The organism is Octadecabacter ascidiaceicola (genome assembly GCF_900185015.1).
In the GTDB taxonomy this organism is placed as follows: Bacteria; Pseudomonadota; Alphaproteobacteria; order Rhodobacterales; family Rhodobacteraceae; genus Octadecabacter; species Octadecabacter ascidiaceicola.
Genome location: NZ_FXYD01000002.1, coordinates 152,104 through 166,129, shown reverse-complemented (window position 1 = coordinate 166,129; position 14,026 = coordinate 152,104). Strand labels below are relative to the sequence as shown.

Sequence of the window (14,026 nt, the reverse complement as noted above, 5' to 3'; positions counted from 1 at the left end):
ATCCCTCAAGCCCACCCACATTTTGCCCAACCATTACCGAAGTGTGTTTTGAAAGGATTCCCATGCCTGTTGTTGTCGTCGAGTCTCCGGCTAAGGCCAAGACAATCAACAAGTATTTGGGGCCTGACTACACAGTCTTAGCCTCATACGGGCACGTTCGGGACCTGCCACCGAAAGACGGCTCCGTTGATCCGGACAACAACTTCGACATGCTTTGGGAGGTCGCAAGCGACTCGAAAAAGCACATCAAGGCCATCGCAGACGCGCTTGCGAACGACAACGAACTCATCCTCGCGACCGACCCCGACCGCGAAGGGGAAGCTATTTCTTGGCACCTTGAAGAGGCCTTGCGCAAACGCAAGTCGATTAAGAAAGACACGCCCGTTTCGCGGGTGGTGTTCAACGCCATCACCAAGGCGGCCGTGACCGAGGCCATGAAAAACCCACGCGTTGTTGACCAACCCTTGGTTGACGCCTACCTCGCGCGGCGGGCCTTGGACTACCTCGTTGGTTTCAAGCTCAGCCCCGTTTTGTGGCGCCGCCTGCCCGGTGCAAAATCCGCCGGCCGCGTGCAGTCCGTCACGTTGCGCATCATCGTTGAGCGTGAGATGGAAATCGAGGCGTTCAACAACCGCGAATACTGGTCCGTTAAGGCGAAACTACAGACGCCGCGCAACCAAAGTGTCGATGCCCGGCTGACTGTTCTGGCTGGAAAAAAGCTGGACAAGTTTGACCTCGAGAACGCGACGCAGGCGGAATTGGCACAGCAAGCCGTAGAATCCCGCGATCTTTCCGTCAATAAGGTCGAAGCAAAGCCCGCCAATCGCAACCCGTCCGCGCCGTTCATGACATCTACGTTGCAGCAAGAAGCCAGCCGAAAGTTTGGTTTCGGTGCGCGTATGACAATGAACGCAGCCCAGCGTTTGTACGAAGCCGGCCTTATCACCTATATGCGTACCGACGGCATCGACATGGCCCCCGAGGCCGTAACCGCAGCGCGCGAGGCGATTGCCGCGAAATACGGCCAGGATTACGTCCCTGCCAGCCCGCGCATCTACAAAAACAAAGCGAAAAACGCCCAAGAAGCGCACGAATGTGTACGCCCGACGGACCTGATGAAGGATGCCGAAACCGCAAAAATCGCTGATCCGGATCAGCGCAAACTTTACGATCTGATCTACAAACGCACCATTTCAAGCCAGATGGAAGCGGCGCGGATGGAACGCACAACGGTTGATATCGGGTCTGACGATGGACAGGTGGAACTGCGCGCGACGGGTCAGGTTGTATTGTTTGACGGTTTCTTGCGCGTTTATGAAGAAGGCCGCGACGACGTTGAAGACGACAAAGTCACGGATGACGACGACAAGCGCCTCGCGCAGATGGCTGAAGGCGAAGCGGTTTCCAAAACTTCCGTCACGCCCGAGCAGCATTTCACGCAGCCGCCCCCCCGCTACACCGAGGCCACGTTGGTCAAACGGATGGAAGAACTCGGCATCGGCCGCCCGTCCACCTACGCCTCTATTGTGACCACGATTCAGGATCGCGAATACGTCCGTAAAGACAAGAACCGCCTTATCCCCGAGGATAAAGGCCGCCTCGTCACGGCGTTCCTGACCAACTATTTCCGCAAATATGTGGGCTATGACTACACCGCATCGCTGGAAGAAGACCTCGACCACGTGTCTGCTGGTGATGCCGACTATAAAAAGGTATTGGCTGACTTCTGGGGCGATTTCAAAGTCACGATCGACGAAGCGATGGACAACTCCATCACCGAAGTTCTTGATAAGATTAACGAAGTTCTCGCGCCGCACATCTTCCCACCGAATGAGGAAGGCACGGACCCGCGTCTTTGCCCCAACTGTGGCAATGGGCGACTTTCCATGCGCACTGCCCGTTCTGGTGGCGCATTCATCGGCTGTTCCAACTATCCTGAGTGTAAATACACCCGCGCGTTCGGCCCTCCCGGTGCTGAGGACGCGTCCGGCATCCCACCCGAAGGCAAAATGCTTGGTGAAGACAATGGTGACAAGATCTGGGTCCACAAAGGGCGTTTCGGCCCCTATGCCCAGCGTGGTGAGGTGACGGAAGAAAACAAAAAACCGAACCGCCAGTCCATTCCCAAAGAATGGCCGCCTGAGGAAATCTCGCTTGAGACAGCTGTTAAACTGCTGTCCCTACCCCGTTTTATCGGCAAGCACCCCGAAGATGGCGTCAATGTTTTCGCAAATATCGGGCGCTATGGCCCTTACCTGAAACACGCTGAATCCACGTCGGATCGCGGTGGCACAAACGCTAACCTCGAAAGCCTTGAGGATGTGTTTACGGTCGGCATGAACCACGCGGTTGAACTTCTGGCCGCCAAGGTTGCCAGCCGCGGCCAACGTGGCAAAGCCGCTGTTCCGGTCCGCGAATTGGGCGAACACCCAGACGTCGGCGGCCCTGTTAACGTGTTTGACGGCAAATATGGCCCCTACGTTAAATGGGACAAAATCAACGCAACGATCCCCGACACGATCGAAGTCGCTGACCTAACACTGTCCCAAGCGGTAACCCTCATCGAGGAACGCGCTGCAAAGGCCGGTAAAAAGGTCGCCCGCAAAGCACCTGCAAAGAAAAAGCCTGCCGCAAAGAAAGCTGCTGCGAAAAAGCCGGCCGCCAAAAAGAAGGCCGCACCAAAAAAGAAAGCGATGTAGGTGTTACGCGTCGCAAACTGGGCAATGGCCGGAGGGCTAACCGGGTTTTGCGTCAAAGGCATTTTGCATGCCAGCGATCAGCTCATGCTTGAGGCCAGCCACAGCAGTTGGCTGGAGGCGAGCTTGATCTGGGGTTTCAAGGGCGCGCTGATCTGCGGGGCAGCCGGCCTACTGGTCACTTTGATCCTGCGCGGCTTTCGCTCCTGACACGATGACCGCCGCAGCGCAGCATTGGCATTGACACCCCCGCCCCGCCCCCTAACAATGGGGTGAATTTAACGGGGGTTTCATGAAGAAAATCTATCCAAACGCCGCCGCAGCTCTCGACGGGCTGCTTCGTGACGGCATGTTTATCGCAGCGGGCGGCTTCGGGCTGTGCGGCATTCCTGAACTGCTTCTCAGCGCGATCAAGGACGCTGGCACCAAAGATCTGACATTCGCATCCAACAATGCGGGCGTCGATGATTTCGGCATCGGCATCTTGCTGCAAACGCGGCAGGTAAAAAAGATGATCAGCTCATACGTCGGTGAAAACGCCGAGTTCATGCGCCAGTATCTGTCAGGTGAGCTAGAGCTGGAATTTAACCCGCAAGGCACATTGGCCGAACGCATGCGTTCCGGTGGCTGCGGCATTCCAGGCTTCTACACCAAAACCGGTGTTGGAACGGTGATCGCCGACGGCAAAGAGCACAAAGACTTCCCGACTGGTGAAAACGGCGCCCCAGAAACCTACATCATGGAAAACGGCATCTTCGCCGACCTCTCCATTGTGAAAGCTTGGAAAGCAGACGAAACAGGCAACCTCGTATTCCGCAAAACCGCCCGCAACTTCAACCCACCCGCCGCCATGTGCGGCAAGACTTGCGTGGTCGAGGTCGAAGAAATCGTGCCAACAGGCTCGCTTGACCCTGACAGCATCCACCTGCCGGGCATCTATGTGCACCGGATCATTCAGGGCGACCATGAAAAGCGCATCGAACAGCGCACCGTTCGGGAGAAAGCATAATGTGGGACCGTAACCAAATGGCCGCCCGCGCGGCAGAAGAACTCGAAGACGGCTGGTATGTGAACCTCGGGATTGGCATTCCGACACTAGTGGCGAACTACGTCGGCGATAAGGACATCACGCTTCAGTCCGAAAACGGCATGCTCGGCATGGGCCCCTTCCCGTTTGAGGGCGACGAAGACCCAGACCTTATCAACGCTGGCAAACAGACCATCACAGAACTCAACCGCACTGCCTATTTTGACTCAGCGCAGTCCTTCGGCATGATCCGTGGCGGCAAGATCGCGGCCGCGATCCTTGGCGCGATGGAAGTCGATGAAAAGGGTGACCTCGCGAACTGGATGATCCCGGGCAAGCTCGTCAAAGGCATGGGCGGTGCGATGGACCTCGTGGCTGGCGTTGGCCGCGTGATCGTCGTGATGGATCACACCAACAAACACGGCGACAGCAAACTCCTTAAGGAATGCACCTTGCCGCTGACAGGCAAAGCTGTCGTTGATCGCATCATCACCAATCTTGGTGTGCTGGATGTCGTTGAAGGTGGCCTTAAAATCGTCGAATGCGCCGATGGCGTATCCGAAGACGAACTGCGTGCCGCGACCGAAGCAACGATCGTCTAAACAAACAGGGCTCTTGCCCTTGCTTTTGTTTCAAAAATATCCCCGCCGGAGGCTCCTACATCAGCCCCGGCGCGGACCATTCCGGTTCTCGTCACGTTTCCCAAACTGTGTCTGGAACGCGCGGAAGCGCACATTTTTCTCAAACATCGCTAAAACCGTTTCCGAAATGACGACAAAGTCATAGTCTCGCCCTATTCTGTCGCTAATCGCGAAATGATGACGATGAGCAGTATAAACACAACTGAGGAAATCTCAGCACAGCCGACAAAAGGACCCGCAAGACGGTGGCGTGATATCGCCCTGCTTGGGGTGCTCTTTGCGTTTGTGATTGCGGGCCTTGTCGGTCTGGCCGCAGCAACAGGCTGGGAAGAAACCAAACATCAGCTGATGCAGCTGACCCTTTTGCAAATCGTGATCCTGCTTGCTCTCAGCCTTGTGAATTACCTGTTTCGTGGCGCCCGTTGGCACCTGTTTTCCAATCGTCTTGGCCTTCCCACGACCCTCATTCAGGATTTGCGCCATTTCTTGGGCGGGTTCGCCATGTCCGTCACCCCCGGTCGCGTGGGTGAGCTGATCCGCATGCGTTGGCTCAAACGTGAAACGGGTTGGGCCGTTGAACGCACCGCTCCATTGGTTCTGATGGACCGTGCATCGGACCTTGCGGCGATGGCGCTAATCCTCGCAGGTGGCATTGCGCTGTCTGCTGGCGGCATCGCGATGGCAATGCCCGTCGCGCTCCTCGCATTGGTCGCAGCGTTCATCGCCACGCGCCCCAAACTCCTCGCGGGTTGCGTCACCCTTCTTTATCGCACCGTCGGCAAATTCCCACGCCTGATGGCCCGCGTACGCACGGCTGCACGCTCCCTGTCCGTCTTTTCCAGCGGCCCCATTATGGCCGCCGCCCTCGCCCTTGGCCTGATCGGTTGGATCGCTGAAGGCTACGCCTTTCATCTGCTGTTAATGTGGATGGGCGCCGACATCGGCTTTGCCAAAGCCATCGCAATCTTCACCTTCTCCACCCTCGCGGGTGGCTTAACAGGTGCACCGGGCGGTGTTGGCGGTGCCGAAGCCGCTATGGTCGCGCTCCTCTCGCTTGAGGGCATCCCCCTCGAAGTTTCCATTCCCGCCACGGCCGTTATTCGCCTCACCACCCTCTGGTTCGCAATCCTGATCGGCGTTGCGGTGTTCCCGATGGCCGAACGTATCTCAAAAAAGGCCATCGCCGTATGATCTGGGCCAAAGACCAAACCTACTCCGGCTGGGGTCGCGCCTTGCGTGCGAAAGGCGACATCGCCACCCCTGACGCCGTCGAAAAACTCAGCAACGTTGGCCCCGCCATCGGCAATCGCCGTTCTTACGGTGATGCGCCGCTGAACTCTGGTGGCAAAGCCATCGATATGACAAAGCTTGACCGCATCATCGCGTTTGATCGCGAAACAGGCTTACTAACCGTTCAGTCCGGTATCACACTAGGCGAACTTACCCGCGTCTTCGCGCCGCAAGGCTGGATGCCCGCGGTCGTTCCCGGCACGGGCTTCGCAACAGTTGGTGGCGCAATCGCAATGGATGTCCACGGCAAAAACCACCATCTCGCAGGCAGCTTTTGCCAGCATGTGACAGCGATTACGCTTATCCAAGACAAGCCCCGCAAAATAACACCAAAGACTGGAGCTCTCTGGCTCGCCACCTGCGGCGGTCTTGGGCAAACAGGTCTTATCGCGCAGGCGACCCTGCAACTTGTCCGCACGCGCGGCGATATGATGTTGGTGACGGAACAACGCGCAAGCGATTGGGACGAGCATCTACACTTGCTTGATAACTCGCAGGCACCGTACACAGTAGGATGGATCGACGCGACCGCAACCGGTGAAGATCTGGGTCGTGGCATCGTTGAAGAAGGCGAAACTTGCAAAGGCCTGCGCCCTACCGCACGCGGCACCAAAAAAGTTCCGTTCAATGCGCCGCACTGGGCGCTTAGCAGCGCAATCGTGAAGCTGTTCAACGCGGCGTACTATCGCCGCGTCCCGAAAACGGGCCGCACCGTGGTGCGCACTGTGCAGGACTTTTTCTTCCCGCTAGATAAAATCCACGACTGGAACAAGCTTTACGGAAAACGCGGCTTTCACCAATTCCAATGCGTCGTACCGTTAGATCAATCCGAAGCGCTGCGCACGATCATGCAAACCATCGCCACTTCCGGCCTCGCCTCCCCTCTTGCTGTGTTGAAACGTATGGGTGAAGGGCGCGAAGGCTATTTGTCTTTCCCGATGGAGGGCTACACGCTTGCTGTGGACTTCCCCAATCGCCCTGCCGCACGCGCGCTTATCAAGCGCCTTGAAGCTGCGACCCTGAACGCTGGTGGGCGACTGTATCTGGCAAAAGATGCGCTTTCCACGGGGCCCGCGATTAAATCGATGTACCCAGATCACTCCAATTGGGCGCGCGCAGTCGCCAAGGCTGACCCAGATGGCCAGCTGCAAACCGACATGACGCGTCGCCTAGACCTAAGGACACCTCAATGACCGATACGAATACAAACCAAACCTGGATTATCCTCGGCGCCAGCTCGACCATCGCAAAGGCCTTCACACGGTCGGTTGCGGAACAAGGGGCGCATGTAATCCTAGCGGGCCGCCGTATGGACGACCTGAAAGCCACGGCAGATGACGCAACAGCCCGCGGCGCGCGCGATGCAACTCCGGTGATCTTTGACGCCCGCGTTGCGGATACATTCCAAGCGATCATTGATCTGGCTAGCGCACAAACAGGAACCATAAACTGCGCCGTGTTCGTTGGTTCAATGCCTGCGCAAGAGACAATTGATGCGGACCCTACCCTTGTCGACGGTACAATCGCCGACAGTTTCACCGGACCCGCTCGGTTCTTGCAGATGCTAGCCCCTGTTCTAATTGAACGCGGCACAGGTTCAGTTGTCGGAGTCGGTTCCGTTGCAGGTGATCGCGGGCGTGTCGGCAACTATGTCTATGGCGCGGCTAAAGCGGGCTTTGCGACATACCTGTCCGGCCTTCGTAATGCTTTGGGACGCCACGGTGTGCATATTCTAACAGTTAAACCTGGCCCAGTGGATACTGCGATGACACAGGGCCTCGGCAAGCAGCCCTTTATGACAACTGCTGACGCAGTAGTTCAAGACATACACAAGGCGCTGAGTAAGAAACGCAATACGCTGTACACAAAGTGGATTTGGTGGCCAGTGATGACAATCATCAAGCTTATTCCAGAGCCGATCTTCAAAAAGATGTCGATCTGATCTTCGATCAGCACCTGCGGCAAGCGTAAAGGGGGCTAGCCCCCGTCCTTCGGACTCCCCCAGGATATTTGTGAAACAAAGGCAATGAAATGCCCGATGAAACCAAAAAGGTAACATCGGGCTTGGGAACAAGCTCAGCTTGCCTCCGTTTACGGCCATCGGCGTCCCCGCCTGTACCGCATAGCGACATCTAACTAAGCTTGGTTAAGGCAGAGTTACTTGCTGTTGCCTTTGTTTCCTAAATATCCCCGCCGGAGGCTCCCCCGCCCGCCGCAGGCGTGAAGCTGTTAAGCTGAGGACATCTACCCAAACAAACGCCCGTACCACTCGGACCACAGTCCTGCCGCGTAAAAGAGCAGGGACAATGTGATGAGTAAGAACCCAATCCCTCGAACATCGCTCATTGCGAATACGATGGGGTCATAGTCCATGCGTCCCAAGTAGCCCAATTTGATCATCCGATAGAGCCAAGCTGCAATCGGCAGGAGGGCGACCCACAACAACCACTGGTCAGGATAGAGCGCGAGTGCTTGGTCTGAATAGGAGTATAGGAAGAAAATCACCAAGGCCCCGACCATACCCACAGCGGACATGTTAAGAAGATCCCCCATGTCACGGCGCGCATAGCCACGGCCTGGCAAAGGGTTTTCGTCCTTTGCCAGCGCGAGTTCGGTCATTCGTTTGACGCACCCCAAAGAAATGAATATTGGGAAAATGAAGATCAACATGAAGACTGAGGCATCAACGCCACTCGCCGCCGCTCCGGCGACCACGCGCAGGGTATAAAGTGATGCCAAAACCATGATATCGATCCAACGCATGCGTTTCAGGCGTAATGAGTAGGCGAGTGAGAGCGACATATAGAAAGCGACAACGCCAAACATATGTGTCGACAACATTGCAGCGACGCCTAGGGCGATCAAACCAAGGGCGGCGCATGTGAGCATTCCTATCGGTATTGGCACCGTTCCGGCGGCAAATGGGCGCTTACATTTCTTTACATGCAGCCGATCTGCTTCGATATCGAGTAAATCGTTGACGATATATATACAGGACGCCGCAGCGGAGAAACTGATGATGCCAAGACACACGGCTAAGAAGGTTTCCAAGAAGAAGGCATGTGCTGCAATCATCGGCAAGAACAACAGCACATTCTTAACCCACTGATGTGGGCGCATGGATTTCAGAACTGCACGCGGGGACCAGCCGCCGTTAACCTTAACGACGTTGGAAAGCCCTTTGGCCCCGCCCCCTGCATTGCCGACAACAATCGCGCAGTCGCTATGGTCCCAGATTTTTCGGTCACTCTTGTCGTTGCCTGCGTAATCGAAGCCTTTTTCGCCGTAGGCCGCCACAAGAGCACCGGCTTTAGCCGTGCCTTTAAGGTTAACGCCATTCTCTGACGCGAAAACGCGCTCAATACCGTAGTGGTCTGCCAATGGCTGCACCAGCGAGATGTCAGAGGCCGACGCAATCGCGACTTCGCGCCCAGCGTCTTTCGCCTCAACTGCCATTGCAGCGATGTCACCGTTTACGGGCAACAGGTCGACACGCAGCGGCGCGACCCGTGCGATTTCGGCTTTGAAAGCGGCCCGATCCCCTATCAACGAGAACGCCTTTAGTGTCGCGGCAGGATCAGTTCCAAGCCCTTTCCAGATACCCTCAAGCAGCATATCGGTACGCAAAAGGGTGCCGTCGGCATCCAGAACAAGTGGTTTGGTGGACATGTTAATCCCTGTTCACGTTAAAGACGCATCCATCTGTGACCAGTTCGGGCGGCGTGATGCATAGGCCCCGCGCAACTTCCCATGCGGCCAAAACCTTAGGAACATAGGCGCGCGTCTCCGGATACGGGGGGATACCGTTGTTATTGCGCACAGCACCTTCGCCAGCATTATACCCTGCCAATGCAAATATAACGCCGTTATCGAATTCATTGAGCAACCAGTCGAGGTAGGCTGTGCCGCCTTTAATGTTTTCCTGCACGTCAAACGCGTCAGTCACGCCAAAGCGTGCAGCGGTTGGTGGCATCAATTGCATTAACCCTTGTGCTCCGGCCCCGCTTACGGCGTCCGAGCGCCCAGCGCTTTCAACAGAGATAACAGCCAAAACCAGCGCTGGGGAAACGTCTGTACCAATAGTGGCTGTTAAGATTTCCACACCGTAACGATCCGCCAGCTCCGTCATGCCCTGCAAACGGGGTGAAGGAATGGCCTCACCGCTTGGTGCAGTGTCCAATGCGGCAACTGCGGCCTCTAGGCTCAGGCTGCTGGCATCGTCCAACGATGGGGAAATTGCCTCCCAATACCAGTCCGTCCCGCTTGGTGCGGGGGCCAACCCTGCAATTGCGGGCTGTCCGGGTGTTCGGGGCGTTGCTGTCGCGGCTCCAGCGGCTGCGGGCGCGGATGGGCCCGATGGCGCGCTTGGCGCAACCTGCACCGTAATACGGTTCGTCGCGCCAGCTTGTGGCACGCCAACACGTCGAAAGGTGAAATCGTTTTGCAAACGATGACTTTCCGCCAAAATAGATGTGGCGGTTGTCGCCCCACAAAGGGCAACTAGAACTGACATTATAATGCTGCGCCGCATTTGTGCGGTCTCCGCCTGCTTCTTGTTATGACTATTCTTAACCCGATTGTTGGCCAGTAATCTACTATTTCGTAAACAATCGAATAACCAACGCAGCACTAGACACGAATTTGCAACGATCAAACAACGTATCAAATTAAATTTAAAAGTTAAATTGATTGATTTCAATACTTTAGTAGATTTATGGGCGAAAAGTTAATTGGATGCAAAATTGCACGAATGCTGTCCAATTCTCGCCCCAATCGAAGTGCAAAAACTCCTCATCCAAGACGGAGACACACCAACGAGACGACGGTGTAACGAACCTCCGGCTAGATACTGAAACTGAGAAAACCCTGAGGAGGGACTACAATGCTTAACTTTATCAAAAACTTCCGCAACGACGAAGACGGTGCTGTGACTGTAGACTGGGTTGTTCTGACAGCCGCAATCGTGGGCCTCGGCATCGCTGTTCTGTCGTCTGTTGGCCAAGGTACGACTGCTCTGGGTGACAAGATTTCTTCCCAGCTGTCCGCACAGTCAATCGTAACGTACTAATTCGTCGATTTCGACAAACACACACAAATCTACATTTTTGGAGACTACACATGCTTAACTTTATCAAAAACTTCCGCAACGACGAAGACGGCGCTGTAACTGTTGACTGGGTCGTACTGACTGCAGCCATCGTTGGTCTCGGCATCGCTGTTCTGTCGTCTGTTGGCCAAGGTACGACTGCTCTGGGTGAAAAGATTTCTTCCCAGCTGTCCGCACAGTCAATCGTAACGTACTAATCTACGTTTCGATCTGAAAGAAAGGTCGCGCCCGAGGGCGCGGCCTTTTTTATTTGGTAACAGGGGCTTATGCGCCCACAAAGCAACACAACCCCAGCCCTTTTTCGCCACAATCTTCGTTTACTTAAGGGTAAGTCAGAAACGCCCCTACAAGTGGAGCCACCATGTTAAAGTACTTAAAATCATTCCGCGCGCGCGAAGATGGCGCTGTCACTGTCGATTGGGTTGTTCTTACTGCCGCAATCGTTGGTTTGGCCGTCGCCTTGATCGCGATGATTGCCGCCGGTGCGACAGATACATCTACTAGCATCGGGGCACGCTTGAGTTCACAGGACATCGTTACGCACTAACGCGTAAAGACGGCACTCAAAATTCCCCAGCATGAACAAGAGTGCGGCACAATGTAGCCGCATTCTTTTTGTACTATTGTATTTAGTAAAACCGTGCCGGCAGGAACTGGCACAAACTCCGAAAGGAAAGACAATGCGAGCAGTATTCGGACTTGTCCTTATCGTCGGCATGGGCCTCGCGGGCTTTGCCATCTATATGGTGCAAGGATATTTTCAGGAACAGAACAACAATCTAAACCTGCAACGCGCAGCTTTAGCGCAGGCCGTCCCGACAGTGGATGTCTTCGCAGTTAACCGTGTTATGGAGCACGGCGAACAGATTACGGCAGAAGATATTGTTTTGATCAAATATGCAGAACCATTCCTCCCAGAGGGTGCATTTCGCACCGAAGAGGAATTGTTCTCAAACGGTCCAGAGGAATTGCGTGTAGTAACGCGCCAAATGGAACCGAATGAAGTTATTCTGGCTGCGAAAGTCACGGAACCAGGTGAAGTTGCCGGTATTAGCGCCCTTCTCGCCCGTGGTATGCGTGCCTTTACGATCGAAGTTGACGTGTCTTCCGGCGTATCTGGTTTCCTTAACCCTGGTGACCGTGTTGACGTCTATTGGACCGGCCGCATTGAAAATGGCGGGAACGGACACAGCAGCGAAGTTACGAAGCTAATCCAAGAAGGCGTACAATTGGTCGCCGTAGACCAAACGTCCGAAAGCGGTCGTACCGGTGCAACAATTGCGCGGACTGTTACAGTTCAGGTTTCCCCGAACCAAGTAGCCGCACTTGCCCAAGCTCAAGCAACTGGCAACCTATCATTGTCACTTGTCGGACGTTCCGATGACACCGTTTCAGGTGCGATCGAAGTCGACCAAGCTAGCCTTTTGGGAATTGTGCAGCAAGCACCCGCACCAGAGATCGAAGCAGAACAAGAGTGTTCCATCCGTACTCGTCGCGGTGCCGAAGTGATCGACATTCCGATCCCTTGCACAAACTAAGCTGACGCAACCGCAACAGCTAACCAACTGATTTGGCTTCGTTCAATTCGTACGTGTCCCGCCCGCAGGAATGTATAAATTGCACAAATCCAACCTAAACAGAAGCAGACGCCCTGGCCCCGCCGTTGGCGTCTGTTTCAGTTTAAATCGAAACCTACAAAACCCACCTGTTGCCAGTTACCCACATAAACAATGCACCCCAACACATTGATTCTTGCAAATAATGCGGATTTGGCGCAGGTTCAATCTAATGACGGGCAAAAGCCCGCTTCGGGCGTGACATTAGAGGCAGGTCACAATGACACAGAATAGATTTATCAAGGCAGCCCTAACTGGGTTGGCTCTTACATTCACGAACCTACCGGCTCAGCTTACCGCTGAGACCCTTCAAGTTATGCGGGGCGCTCCTTCCAGCGCGCTCAACGTGCCAATGAACCGGGCGGTCGTTGTAGAGAGCGACGTTCCATTTACCGAACTTTCGATCGCGAACCCAACGATTGCTGACATCTCGTCGCTTTCGGATCGCACGATTTATGTTCTGGGTAAGGAACCGGGTCGTACCACACTTACCCTTTTGGGCGGTGACGGACGTCTTATTACAAACGTCGAAGTTCACGTGACCCCAGATATCGCAGAATTCAAAGAACGCCTCGAGCAGATCCTGCCTGGTGAAAACATCGAAGTTCGCACCGCGAACGACGGTATCGTTCTTTCCGGCACTGTTTCTTCCGTTGCGCGCCTTGATCGCGCGTTGCAGCTGGCCAACCGCTACGCACCCGACCGCGTTTCCAACCTCATGAGTGTTGGCGGAACGCAGCAGGTCATGTTGCGCGTCCGTTTCGCAGAAATGCAGCGCTCGGTATCAAAATCCCTCAGCTCCTCGCTTTCTTTGGGCGGCGACACTTTGGGCGGCGATCTTGGCCTATCTGCGGGAACAGGGACAACTGTTGGCTCTACAGCGCAAACATTGGCGCTTAACGGGACAACACCCGCAAGCAACAGCAACTCTGGTGCATTCCTGTTTGGTTTCAACGCAGGTGGCGTGGAAGTTGGCATCCTTTTGGAAGCCCTCGAAAGCCGCGGTGTTGTTCGCACCCTTGCGGAACCGAATTTGACAGCCCTTTCCGGCCAAGAAGCAAGTTTCCTCGCTGGCGGCGAGTATCCCGTACCAATTTCACAGGACTCGGGCTCAGTTACTGTTGAATATAAGCCATTCGGTATCGAATTGGACTTTATTCCGCGTGTGATTGATGGCGACATAATCAATCTCGAACTTAAGGCTTCCGTAAGCTCGCTTGATCCAACCAACGGTTTCTCGCAGAACGGCTTTAGCATTGCAGCGTTCAAAACACGCGAAACATCAACAACTGTTGAAATGCGTGATGGCGAAAGCTTTGCAATCGCTGGGCTTTTGTCCGACGACTTCGTTGATCTGTCTGGTCAGGTTCCGTGGGCGGGTGATATCCCTGTTCTCGGCGCATTGTTCCGGTCAGCTCAATATAGCCGCCGACAAACAGAGCTGGTTATCATCGTAACGCCGCATCTTGTAACACCGACCCGTGGCGAAGCCCTTGCGCTTCCAACGGACCGTGTGCGCCCTCCGACCGAACGTGATTTGTTCCTCTTTGGTCGCGTCGCGGCAGAGAACGCACCACAACAAGGCGGCGCCGGTGAGGTTGCACGACAGGATTTCAGCGGCTCATATGGCTACGTATTGGACTAAATGA

At 55.1% G+C, this 14,026-nt stretch carries 14 protein-coding genes; 12 read left to right on the top strand and 2 right to left on the bottom strand.

Annotated features, from left to right (window positions below; translation table 11 throughout):
- Positions 1–62 precede the first annotated feature (62 nt).
- The 7 genes from topA (at position 63) to OCA8868_RS06120 (ending at position 7,596) form a co-directional block, all read left to right on the top strand.
- Positions 63–2,699, top strand: coding sequence for a type I DNA topoisomerase (gene topA, locus OCA8868_RS06150; RefSeq protein WP_093995704.1), 2,637 nt, complete (start codon positions 63–65; stop codon positions 2,697–2,699).
- Positions 2,700–2,906 (top strand): hypothetical protein, encoded by a 207-nt coding sequence (locus tag OCA8868_RS06145; RefSeq protein ID WP_143849545.1) that lies wholly within the window; start codon positions 2,700–2,702, stop codon positions 2,904–2,906.
- 82 nt (positions 2,907–2,988) lie between these two features.
- Positions 2,989–3,705 carry a CoA transferase subunit A gene (locus OCA8868_RS06140; RefSeq protein WP_093995702.1) on the top strand — a complete coding sequence of 239 codons (717 nt, stop codon included), beginning with the start codon at positions 2,989–2,991 and terminating at the stop codon, positions 3,703–3,705.
- Positions 3,702–4,325 (top strand): 3-oxoacid CoA-transferase subunit B, encoded by a 624-nt coding sequence (locus OCA8868_RS06135; protein ID WP_093995701.1) that lies wholly within the window; start codon positions 3,702–3,704, stop codon positions 4,323–4,325. The genes OCA8868_RS06140 and OCA8868_RS06135 overlap by 4 nt, the downstream gene beginning before the upstream one ends.
- 222 nt (positions 4,326–4,547) lie before the next feature.
- Positions 4,548–5,555 carry a lysylphosphatidylglycerol synthase transmembrane domain-containing protein gene (locus OCA8868_RS06130; RefSeq protein ID WP_093996169.1) on the top strand — a complete coding sequence of 336 codons (1,008 nt, stop codon included), beginning with the start codon at positions 4,548–4,550 and terminating at the stop codon, positions 5,553–5,555.
- Positions 5,552–6,847, top strand: a complete 1,296-nt coding sequence (locus OCA8868_RS06125; RefSeq protein ID WP_093995700.1) for an FAD-binding oxidoreductase — start codon at positions 5,552–5,554, stop codon at positions 6,845–6,847. The genes OCA8868_RS06130 and OCA8868_RS06125 overlap by 4 nt, the downstream gene beginning before the upstream one ends.
- Positions 6,844–7,596 carry an SDR family NAD(P)-dependent oxidoreductase gene (locus tag OCA8868_RS06120; RefSeq protein ID WP_093995699.1) on the top strand — a complete coding sequence of 251 codons (753 nt, stop codon included), beginning with the start codon at positions 6,844–6,846 and terminating at the stop codon, positions 7,594–7,596. The genes OCA8868_RS06125 and OCA8868_RS06120 overlap by 4 nt, the downstream gene beginning before the upstream one ends.
- A gap of 302 nt (positions 7,597–7,898) precedes the next feature.
- Here OCA8868_RS06120 and OCA8868_RS06115 read toward each other — a convergent pair whose 3' ends face one another.
- Both OCA8868_RS06115 and OCA8868_RS06110 read right to left on the bottom strand, forming a co-directional pair.
- Positions 7,899–9,323: a UbiA family prenyltransferase gene (locus OCA8868_RS06115; RefSeq protein WP_093995698.1), complete on the bottom strand. Its 1,425-nt coding sequence runs from the start codon at positions 9,321–9,323 to the stop codon at positions 7,899–7,901.
- A 1-nt stretch (position 9,324) separates the two neighbouring features.
- Complete coding sequence (locus OCA8868_RS06110; RefSeq protein WP_093995697.1) at positions 9,325–10,185, bottom strand: lytic transglycosylase domain-containing protein; 861 nt, start codon at positions 10,183–10,185, stop codon at positions 9,325–9,327.
- Positions 10,186–10,536: 351 nt separating this feature from the next.
- On the opposite strand from OCA8868_RS06110, the gene OCA8868_RS06105 reads away from it, so the two are divergent.
- From OCA8868_RS06105 to OCA8868_RS06085, 5 genes are all read left to right on the top strand, one after another.
- Positions 10,537–10,722 carry a Flp family type IVb pilin gene (locus OCA8868_RS06105; protein WP_093995696.1) on the top strand — a complete coding sequence of 62 codons (186 nt, stop codon included), beginning with the start codon at positions 10,537–10,539 and terminating at the stop codon, positions 10,720–10,722.
- Between the two features lie 50 nt (positions 10,723–10,772).
- Positions 10,773–10,958 (top strand): Flp family type IVb pilin, encoded by a 186-nt coding sequence (locus OCA8868_RS06100; RefSeq protein WP_093995695.1) that lies wholly within the window; start codon positions 10,773–10,775, stop codon positions 10,956–10,958.
- Between the two features lie 164 nt (positions 10,959–11,122).
- Positions 11,123–11,308 carry a hypothetical protein gene (locus OCA8868_RS06095; RefSeq protein WP_093995694.1) on the top strand — a complete coding sequence of 62 codons (186 nt, stop codon included), beginning with the start codon at positions 11,123–11,125 and terminating at the stop codon, positions 11,306–11,308.
- 133 nt (positions 11,309–11,441) lie between these two features.
- On the top strand, positions 11,442–12,299 hold the full coding sequence (gene cpaB / locus OCA8868_RS06090) for a Flp pilus assembly protein CpaB (RefSeq protein ID WP_093995693.1): 858 nt from the start codon (positions 11,442–11,444) through the stop codon (positions 12,297–12,299).
- A gap of 298 nt (positions 12,300–12,597) precedes the next feature.
- Positions 12,598–14,022 carry a type II and III secretion system protein family protein gene (locus OCA8868_RS06085; RefSeq protein WP_093995692.1) on the top strand — a complete coding sequence of 475 codons (1,425 nt, stop codon included), beginning with the start codon at positions 12,598–12,600 and terminating at the stop codon, positions 14,020–14,022.
- Positions 14,023–14,026: the final 4 nt, after the last annotated feature.

Coding starts and splice junctions, on each gene's coding strand:
- OCA8868_RS06115 (WP_093995698.1), bottom strand. CDS start 9,323: ATGTCCACCAAACCACTTGTTCTGGATGCCGACGGCACCCTTTTGCGT.
- OCA8868_RS06120 (WP_093995699.1), top strand. CDS start 6,844: ATGACCGATACGAATACAAACCAAACCTGGATTATCCTCGGCGCCAGC.
- OCA8868_RS06140 (WP_093995702.1), top strand. CDS start 2,989: ATGAAGAAAATCTATCCAAACGCCGCCGCAGCTCTCGACGGGCTGCTT.
- cpaB (WP_093995693.1), top strand. CDS start 11,442: ATGCGAGCAGTATTCGGACTTGTCCTTATCGTCGGCATGGGCCTCGCG.
- OCA8868_RS06100 (WP_093995695.1), top strand. CDS start 10,773: ATGCTTAACTTTATCAAAAACTTCCGCAACGACGAAGACGGCGCTGTA.
- OCA8868_RS06085 (WP_093995692.1), top strand. CDS start 12,598: ATGACACAGAATAGATTTATCAAGGCAGCCCTAACTGGGTTGGCTCTT.
- OCA8868_RS06110 (WP_093995697.1), bottom strand. CDS start 10,185: ATGCGGCGCAGCATTATAATGTCAGTTCTAGTTGCCCTTTGTGGGGCG.
- topA (WP_093995704.1), top strand. CDS start 63: ATGCCTGTTGTTGTCGTCGAGTCTCCGGCTAAGGCCAAGACAATCAAC.
- OCA8868_RS06125 (WP_093995700.1), top strand. CDS start 5,552: ATGATCTGGGCCAAAGACCAAACCTACTCCGGCTGGGGTCGCGCCTTG.
- OCA8868_RS06130 (WP_093996169.1), top strand. CDS start 4,548: ATGAGCAGTATAAACACAACTGAGGAAATCTCAGCACAGCCGACAAAA.
- OCA8868_RS06105 (WP_093995696.1), top strand. CDS start 10,537: ATGCTTAACTTTATCAAAAACTTCCGCAACGACGAAGACGGTGCTGTG.
- OCA8868_RS06095 (WP_093995694.1), top strand. CDS start 11,123: ATGTTAAAGTACTTAAAATCATTCCGCGCGCGCGAAGATGGCGCTGTC.